We start from the raw sequence: 8,914 nt of genomic DNA, 5'->3' as shown, positions 1-8,914 counted from the left end.
AACGCTCCCCGCTTATCTCGAGCGATACCTTCAGGGCAATGTCGACGCTGTTCATATCGCCTCCCGTGTGTTCGAGGTCGACGGCAGCTCCGACGCTGCCCCCGTTGTGCACTGGCGCCAGTTCACGCGAACCGCGTGTTGGCAGTGGTCCCCGCAACCAGTCCCCCCGCAGCCAGTCCCCGTAGACCGGAAACCGCCCGATCTACGACCGCTCGCACAACTTTAAGCCCACCCGACCGGATCGCGTGCGGGTGGGCGGAAAAAATGGGCTCGGTGGACGGGCGGACCACACGCCGAACCAGAAAAAGAGATGGCGATTCACTCGAAAAAACCCGACCGCCCCGCCGCGAAAGGTCCACCTCATCGAATATGTTGCACGAGAGCCTGAAGATGACAGATCACGTGCCGGCGGAGGTCGGTCCAGCGAGGAGTCGGGTGCCGTCGGGAAGGTTGCCCGAGGCTTCGGCGTCGCGGAGGTACTCCCACAGGACCCGTTGCAACTCGACGGCGGCACGGGTCGGCTCGACGTCGCGGCGACGCGCCAGCCCGATGGTGCGTCGCAGCCCCGGGAGCACGAACGGGGTAACCCGCATGCCGAGCCGGTGGGCGACCGTGCTCGGAATCACCGCGCTGCCCAGACCCGCCGCGACGAAACCGAGCACGGCGTCCATCTCCCCGCCCTCGATCGCGAAAATCGGCTCGAATCCGGCCTCCCGGCAGGCCGTCACGGTGGCCTCCCGCAGGTCGTAGCCGCGGCGGAACATCACCATCGGGTGGTTGCGCAGATCGGCCACGGTTAGCGGGCGCCCGGCAACGATCGGTGGCTCGTCCAGCGACGAGACGAGGACCAGGCTCTCGCGGATCAGCGGCGAGGTCGCCAGTGCCGGGTCGCTGCTCTGCAGCGGAAGGATGATCAACGCCAGGTCCAGGCTGCCCGCGGCCAGATCGCGGACAAGGTCGCGTGATCCCCCCTCCTCGACCAGCAGGCGGATGCCCGGGTACCGCTGGTGGAACAGTCGCAGCACGTCGGGCAGGAAGCCGGTGCACAGGCTCGGGGTGGCACCGAGGCGCACCGTGCCGTGGCGCAGGTCGAGCAGCTCGGTGACCCGCTGGCGGGCGGTCTCGGTGTCGGTGAGGATGCGCCGGGCGAGCGGCAGGAGCGTCTCCCCCGCCGGGGTCAGGCTGATGTTCCCCCGCGCGCGGTTAAACAAAGGTGTGCCCAGCTCCTGCTCCAAGGCGCGGATCTGCTGGGACAGGGACGGCTGGGCGACATGCACCCGCTGGGCGGCCCGGGTGAAGTGCCGGGTCTCCGCGACGGCGACGAAATAGGCGAGCTGGTGGAGCTGCACTCCGCCAGCGTAGACGTCGATAGGACGGCACTATCGAGTCCAGGTTTATCATGTCTTGGACCACTGGAGGGAGTGCGCTCTAGAGTGCGCTCGTGGCTGTGACAACCCCGGCGCGATCGGCGTCCCCTGCGCCCACCCCGCGGCCCCCGCGATCTTCGTCCGTCCTGCGCAACCTGTGGCGGTCAACCATCGGCAAAAAGACCGTGATGGCCGTCACCGGGCTGCTGATGCTTCTGTTCCTGATCGCTCACATGCTCGGGAACCTGAAGATTTTCTTCGGCCCTAACGACTTCGACCAGTACGCCGGCTGGCTCCGGGCGATCGGCGAGCCGATCCTGCACGATACGTGGTACCTATGGATCCAACGCGTCGTGCTGGTGCTGGCCGTGGGCCTGCACGCGGTGTCCGCGTACCAGCTCAGCCGGCGTGACCTGCGGGCCCGGCCGACAAAGTACGTCCACCGCCAACGAGCCCGGGCCAGCTATGCCACGCATGTGATGCGCTACGGGGGAATCACCCTCGCGTTGTTCATCGTGTACCACATCCTCGATTTCACGACGCTGACCCTCAACCGACACGGGGTCGAAGGTGCCGCCTACGACAACGTCGTGTCGAGTTTCAGCGTGTGGTGGGTCACGCTCATCTACATCGCCGCCATGATTTCCCTCGGGCTCCACATCCAGCACGGCTTCTGGAGTGCGGCCCAGACGCTCGGTGTCAACAACCCGAAACGGGACCGAGTTTTCAAGGCCTCCGCCAATGCCCTCGCGGTTCTCCTCACGGTGGGATTCGTGATCGTCCCGGTGTCGGTTCTCACCGGCCTGGTGGATTGACGGCACGGCACTGGGCCGACGGGTCGCTGCACTGGTGGATTGAACAGCCGACGGCTCCGCGGCCAACATTGCGCGGCGCGGTGCCGGAAGCATGGGAAGGGCTGACATGTCGTTTTACAACCTCGGTGCCGACATCGCCGACACCGCGGCGCCAGACGTACCGATCGAGCAACGCTGGGACAAGCGACGCTTCACCGCCAAGCTGGTCAACCCGGCCAACCGGCGCCGCCACACCGTGATCGTCGTCGGCACGGGGCTCGCCGGTGGCGCCGCCGGCGCCACCCTCGCCGAGCAGGGCTACCGGGTCATCCAGTTCTGCTACCAGGACTCGCCGCGCCGGGCGCACTCCATCGCCGCCCAGGGCGGCATCAACGCGGCGAAGAACTACCGCAACGACGGCGACTCGGTCCACCGGCTGTTCTACGACACGGTGAAGGGCGGCGACTTCCGCTCCCGGGAGTCCAACGTCTACCGTCTGGCGCAGACGTCCACCCAGATCATCGACCAGTGCGTGGCGCAGGGCGTGCCCTTCGCCCGGGAGTACGGCGGCCTGCTCGACACCCGCTCGTTCGGCGGTGTGCAGGTCTCGCGGACCTTCTACGCCCGGGGCCAAACGGGTCAGCAGCTGCTGATCGGCGCCTACCAGGCGCTGTCCCGGCAGATCGACGCCGGCGGCGTGGAGATACACCCGCGCACCGAGATGCTCGACCTGATCGTCATCGACGGGCACGCCCGCGGCATCGTCGCCCGCGACCTGGTCACCGGCCAGGTCTCCACCTACCTCGCCGACGCCGTCGTGCTCGCCACCGGCGGGTACGGCAACGTGTTCTACCTGTCGACGAACGCCAAGAACTCCAATGCCAGCGCGATCTGGCGGGCGCACCGGCGCGGGGCGTACTTCGCCAACCCGTGCTACACCCAGATCCATCCGACCTGCATCCCCCGCTCCGGCGACTACCAGGGCAAGCTCACGCTGATGAGCGAGTCGCTGCGCAACGACGGCCGCATCTGGGTGCCGAAGAAGGCGGGCGACACCCGCTCGCCCGACACCATCCCGGAGAACGAGCGCGACTACTACCTGGAGCGGATCTACCCGGGGTTCGGCAACCTGGTCCCCCGCGACATCGCATCGCGGGCGGCGAAGTACCAGTGCAACGCCGGCCGCGGCGTAGGCCCGGGCGGGCTCGGCGTCTACCTCGACTTCGCCGACGCCATCAAGCGGATGGGCGAGGACAAGGTCCGCGAGAAGTACGGCAACCTGTTCGAGATGTACGAGCGGATCACCGCCGAGGACCCGTACAAGGTGCCGATGCGGATCTACCCGGCCGTCCACTACACCATGGGCGGGCTGTGGGTGGGCTACGATCTGCAGAGCAGCATTCCGGGGCTCTTCGTGATCGGGGAGGCGAACTTCTCCGACCACGGCGCCAACCGTCTCGGCGCGAGCGCGCTGATGCAGGGTCTCGCCGACGGCTACTTCGTGCTGCCGCCCATGCTGGGTGACTATATCGCCTCGACGAAGCTGGGCGCGGTCGACGCGAGCCATCCCGCGGTCGCGGAGACGGCGGCCGAGGCGACGGGCCGGCTGACCCGCCTGCTCACCGTGAACGGCGACCGCACCGTCGACTCGTTCCACCGTGAGCTCGGCGAGATCATGTGGGACGAGTGCGGGATGGCGCGCAGCGAGGACGGCCTGCGCAAGGCGCTGGGGCGTCTTCCGGAGCTGCGCGAGGAGTTCTGGCGACAGGTCAAGGTGCCAGGCGGCGCGGGTAGTGTCAACCAGAGCCTGGAGCGGGCGAACCGGGTGTCGGACTTCCTCGAACTCGGCGAGCTGATGTGCGTCGACGCCCTGCACCGCGAGGAGTCCTGCGGGGGGCACTTCCGGGTCGAGAGCCAGACCCCGGACGGCGAGGCCCTTCGCGACGACGACCGGTTCGCCTACGTCGGGGCCTGGGAGTTCGCCGGCACGGAAACCCCGCCGGTGCTGCACCGCGAGGTTCTGGAGTTCGAGCACGTCCACCTCGCCCAGCGTAACTACGCGTGAGGCGGTGCCGGTCAATGGATCACGACTGTACGAGGAGCCGACCGTGAAGCTCACCCTTCGGATCTGGCGCCAGGCCGGACCGGACGAGCCAGGCCGCATGGTCACCTACGAGGTGCCCGACGCGAACCCGGACATGTCCTTCCTCGAACTGCTCGACGTGCTCAACGAGCGACTGACCCTGCAGGGCGAGGAGCCAGTCAGCTTCGACCACGACTGCCGCGAGGGCATCTGCGGCGCCTGCGGAGCGGTCATCAACGGCCAGGCCCACGGCCCCCGGGAACGGACCACCACCTGCCAGCTGCATGTGCGGGAGTTCTCCGACGGGGACGTCATCGATGTCGAGCCGTGGCGCTCGGTCGCATTCGGCGTCGTCCGCGACCTGATGGTGGACCGCTCCGGCCTCGACCGGATCATCCAGGCCGGCGGCTACATCAGCGCCCCGACGGGCAGCGCCCCCGAGGCGCACTCCACCCCGGTGCCCAGGGCCGTCGCGGACACGGCGTTCGACAACGCCACCTGCATCGGCTGCGGCGCCTGCGTCGCGGCCTGCCCCAACGGCTCGGCCATGCTGTTCACCTCGGCGAAGGTCGTGCACCTCAACAGCCTGCCCCAGGGCGCTCCGGAGCGGGCGAGCCGCACGCTCAACCTGGTCGAGGCCATGGATGCCGAGGGCTTCGGCGGGTGCACCAACACCGGGGAGTGCACCGTCGCCTGCCCGAAGGGCATCCCGCTGGACAGCATCGCCACGCTCAACCGCGAGGTCCTGCGGGCCTCGATCGGCCTCCGGTAGAGCGGAGAAGTGTGGAGGGTTAGGCACGGTCCAGAGACCGTGGACCGTGCCTAACCCTCCACCGAAAAGGAGCTCTTCGCGGTACGGCGGATCCGGCGGCGGTGGGAAATCACCCGATCAAGGCGGACGTGACGGGATCGACGGACACGACCCGACCGGCCGGGAACGCCGCGGGGCTGAGCGCGCCGCACGGGTCACGCCTGCGTCCGGGGCACGCCGTTCCCGACCAGGTGGCGGTGATCGGCGGCGGGATGGTCGGGCTGTGCGTGGCGTGGTTCCTCCAGGACCACGGCAGGCGGGTGACGGTCTTCGACCGCGACCACCTCACCGCCGGGCCCACCTGGGCCGGGGCCGGATCGTCCTGGGGCAACGCCGGCTGGCTCACCCCGGGGCTCGCGACGCCCCTGCCGGAGCCCGCGGTCCTGCGCTACGGGCTGCGGGTGTTCCTGCGCCCGGGCTCACCGGTGTACGTGCCTCCGGTCGCCGATCCGGGGCTCGCCCGCTTCATCGCCGGATTCGTCCGGCACAGCACGACCGCGCGGTGGCGAACCGCCATGCGTGCGCTGGTGCCGTTGACCCGTGCTGCTCTCGGTGCCTTCGACGAGCTCGCGGCGGGCGGCGTGACCGCGCCGACCCGCGCCGCCAACCCGTTCCTGGCCGGCTATCGCGCCCGGTCCGGCCTCGACGCCCTCCTGACGGAGCTCGCCGAGATCCGGGCGACCGGCCAGCCCGTCGATGCCGAGGTGCTGGGCCCGGCGGCCGCCCGCGACCTCGAACCTCTGCTGTCCGAGCGGGTCCGGTACGTCGTGTCCGTGCATGGGCAGCGGTTCTGCAATCCCGGCCGCTTCGTCGCCGCCCTCGCCGACAGCGTCCGGGAACGCGGCGGCCTCGTGCACGAGGCGATGGCCATCGACGAGGTGCGCGAGGCAGGTGGCCGGGTGGAACTGCTCGGGCCAGGGGGGCCCGGTGGGCCTTACGACGCGGCGGTAATCGCCACCGGCGCCTGGCTTCCCCGGCTGGCCCGTCCGTTCGGGGTCCGCCTTCCCGTCCAGGCCGGTCGCGGATACAGCTTCCTGGTTGCGACCGAGCAGCCGCCGAGCGGTCCGATCTACTTCCCCACCTCCCGGGTGGCCTGCACTCCCCTGGGGGACGGTCTGCGGGTCGCCGGCATGATGGAGTTCCGCCATCCGGACGCGGCGGCCGACCCGCGGCGCATCCGGGCGGTGGTCGAGGCGACCCGCGGCCTGCTGCGCGGAGTGGACCTGGACACCCGCACCGCCGAATGGGTGGGACCACGCCCGTGCACCCCGGACGGTCTGCCGCTGATCGGCCCGACCACCTCGCCGCGTGTCTTCATCGCCGGCGGGCACGGCATGTGGGGCATCACCCTCGGCCCGGTCACCGGCCGCCTCCTCGCCGACGCCATCGCCACCGGTTCGCCCGCGGCCGAGCGGTCGCCGTTCGATCCGCTGCGTTGATGGCGAAGCGGATCAGGCCCCGATGCGGGCGACTCGATGCGGGTGAAGGGTCAGAACTCTCTGTAGTCAGAGTAGTCAGTTCTGGGCTTGAGATGACCTTTGGGATGACCAGGGAGGGACGACCGGCAGCCCCTGCACCTCCAAGCGCTCCGCGACGGGCAACGGCTGCGGGCGCACGGTGAGCGCCGGGCCGCCTACCGGCTCCCGGACCTTGATTTCCAGGGTCCGGGTCTGGCCGCGATCGACGGTGAGATAAGTGGAGAGCACGGGATGCCCGGACTCGGAACCGCTGGCAAGGCCGATGGGCACACCGTCGAGCCGGGCACCGACGAGCCAGCTGCCTCGGCCCGTGTACACCGAGAGCCAGAGATTGTTCTGCGCCCGGGGATTCCCAGCGGCGTCCTTGAGATCCTGCCGGTGGCGCACATAGGCCGGCAGCCCGTCCGGGGCGGCGTTGGTGAGCCGGATCGTGATCGTCGCCACGCCGGCGCCGTTCGGCTGCCGCTGCAGGCGGTAGGTGGTCTGCCGCCGTAGCCAGTAGTCCAGCTTGCTCGCCGTCGCGTTCTGGGTGACGACCCCGAGAAACGGCCCGGGCACGTCCGGCAGCGCACCACCCAGCGCCGTGGACGAAAGAATCCGCTGCTCCTCGGCGTGGTTGCTGGATATTTCCAGCCGGCCCTCGCGAGCGGCCCGTCCCAGCGCGGTCACGAGTTTCGTCGTATCACCGGCTCCCGACTCCACGGCCGCATAGACGGCCTGACCGACCTGGGCGAAGAAGCGGTCGCGGGCGGCCGCGTCCATGATCTCGCCATAGACGCGCGACTCGACGAGATCGACCAGGTGCTCCGCGGCCACCGACGTGCCGTCGGGGAGCACCGCGGGCCGGCTCGCGGCGAGAAGATACGACAACGTCGTGGGGTCGACGCTGATCGTGCCGTCGACGTCGAGGCCCGTGCCGGCCCGGTAGAACGCGCTGTAGAGCCTGCCGGCCATCGGGTAGTCGGGGGTCAGGTTGATATTCGCCCAGATACGGTCGGGCCAGAAGGCGCCGTAACGGGCCGCGAACGGGACCGGCAGCCTCGTCGCGGGTCGCTGCTGGGTGGGGCCGCCCGGCAGAGCACCATTGCCCGAGATGCCGTCGAGGGACAGCCGCCCGTGCTCCGCGGTCAGCAGGCCGAACCCACCGATGATCCCCCCGTTGGCGCGGGACTCGGCCGGGTTCTGGACGATCAGCAGGTAGCGACGGGCACCGCCCCCGCCGAGCATGGCGGGACCGACCCGGGCGGCCAGAATGACGGTGCCCAGCGCACCGGACAGGCGCCGGCTCCGGTCGATCATCTCGGCGCGGGCGTCGGCGATGCCGCTGGCCCGCCCGGCCCATCCGCAGTCGGGTACGTTCTCCGCTGCCGCCTGCAACGCGGAGATGGCGTTGAAGGATCGCTCGGCCGGGCGGCGGACCGCGGCAAGCGCCCGGACATTGATCGTCATACGCTGGCGCAGCACCCGCGGATCGAGGGAGGGACCCAGGTCGGCCACGGCCGGCAGGCTGGTGCCGGCGACCGCGTCCACCTCTCGGATCAGTGTTGCCGCCGAGCGCAGCGGGCAGCCGGCGACGGGCAGCCGCCCGAACGCCGACCACACCGGATCCGAGGTCAGAGCCCGCGCATCGGTGGCCCGCCGCCGGATCTGCTCGAGCTGCGACCGCAACTCGGCCTCGCGGGGAAAGGCTCCGCTCAGAACCTGCCGCTGCAGGACGGCGATCCGCTGCCTGGCCTCGTCAAGACGGGACTTGGCCAGTAGTCCGCGCACGACCACCCAGGAGGTCATCGCCACCAGCACGACGAGGGCCGTCGCGACCCCGGCGGCCAGCCGGCGGTACCGGGCCCGGCGACCACGATGACGCCGGCGACCACGGCCGACGCGGTGCTGCCCCGCCCCGGCCTCGCCACCGCCACCCACGTCCCGCCCACCCACGCCACCTTCACCCACGTCCCGCCCACCTATGTTCCGCCCACCCACGTCCCGCCCGCCCACGGGCGCCCGCGTGAACAGGTCCGGAACCCGGTCTCGGTCCGGAACCGGATCTAGGACCACCGGATCCAGGCCCACCGGATCCGGGCCCGGAGCGGACCCGGTGCTCTCCCCCGGTGGCGAACCCGTCATGGGGAGAACGGCGGCCGGGTCGCGCCGTCGTCATCCGGCGTCGTCCCGCCAGCCGGGTCCGTACCGCGCGGTGTCCTTCCGCCGACGGAGATGATCTCCTCAGCCAATCCGCGTGCCGCCGGCACCCTGACGTGCGGTCCGCCGCTCGGGCCGGTCGTGGCGCCGTCGGGCAGCGGGTCCCGCGCCGAGCTCGGCTCGTCGCCACCGTCGACTATCCCGAGACGCTCCGTGGTGGCGGGAACCGGCGTCGCGGCCGG

The 8,914-nt window shown here is 70.4% G+C and carries 6 protein-coding genes and 1 pseudogene; 4 read left to right on the top strand and 3 right to left on the bottom strand.

The window, feature by feature from the left end; all coding sequences use genetic code 11:
• Positions 1-398: 398 nt before the first annotated feature.
• On the bottom strand, positions 399-1,349 hold the full coding sequence (locus AC08OT_RS16365; protein WP_476593967.1) for a LysR family transcriptional regulator: 951 nt from the start codon (positions 1,347-1,349) through the stop codon (positions 399-401).
• A 164-nt stretch (positions 1,350-1,513) separates the two neighbouring features.
• Here AC08OT_RS16365 and AC08OT_RS16360 point away from each other — a divergent pair, with 164 nt between their 5' ends.
• The 4 genes from AC08OT_RS16360 to AC08OT_RS16345 all read left to right on the top strand — a co-directional run bounded on the left by AC08OT_RS16360 (position 1,514) and on the right by AC08OT_RS16345 (position 6,494).
• A complete protein-coding gene (locus tag AC08OT_RS16360; RefSeq protein WP_476593972.1) occupies positions 1,514-2,182 on the top strand; it encodes a succinate dehydrogenase cytochrome b subunit in 669 nt (222 codons plus the stop codon).
• A gap of 106 nt (positions 2,183-2,288) precedes the next feature.
• Positions 2,289-4,226 (top strand): fumarate reductase/succinate dehydrogenase flavoprotein subunit, encoded by a 1,938-nt coding sequence (locus tag AC08OT_RS16355; protein ID WP_476593968.1) that lies wholly within the window; start codon positions 2,289-2,291, stop codon positions 4,224-4,226.
• A 43-nt stretch (positions 4,227-4,269) separates the two neighbouring features.
• Positions 4,270-5,016: a succinate dehydrogenase/fumarate reductase iron-sulfur subunit gene (locus AC08OT_RS16350; protein ID WP_476593969.1), complete on the top strand. Its 747-nt coding sequence runs from the start codon at positions 4,270-4,272 to the stop codon at positions 5,014-5,016.
• Positions 5,017-5,117: 101 nt separating this feature from the next.
• Entirely contained in the window at positions 5,118-6,494 is a 1,377-nt protein-coding gene (locus AC08OT_RS16345; RefSeq protein ID WP_476596178.1) for an NAD(P)/FAD-dependent oxidoreductase, read from the top strand.
• A 75-nt stretch (positions 6,495-6,569) separates the two neighbouring features.
• On the opposite strand, the gene AC08OT_RS16340 is transcribed toward AC08OT_RS16345, so the two are convergent.
• The gene (locus AC08OT_RS16340; protein ID WP_476602998.1) at positions 6,570-8,483 is read right to left on the bottom strand and encodes a DUF4012 domain-containing protein; all 1,914 of its coding nucleotides are present in this window, start codon (positions 8,481-8,483) and stop codon (positions 6,570-6,572) included.
• A 170-nt stretch (positions 8,484-8,653) separates the two neighbouring features.
• A pseudogene (locus AC08OT_RS16335) lies at positions 8,654-8,914 on the bottom strand (tyrosine-protein kinase domain-containing protein); the annotation flags it as partial.

The organism is Frankia sp. CgJB1, from assembly GCF_977947065.1.
This window is presented reverse-complemented; position numbering and strand designations above follow the sequence as displayed.

Excerpts from the sequence above, each read along its gene's own strand:
- AC08OT_RS16355 (WP_476593968.1), top strand. The coding sequence starts at position 2,289 with ATGTCGTTTTACAACCTCGGTGCCGACATCGCCGACACCGCGGCGCCA.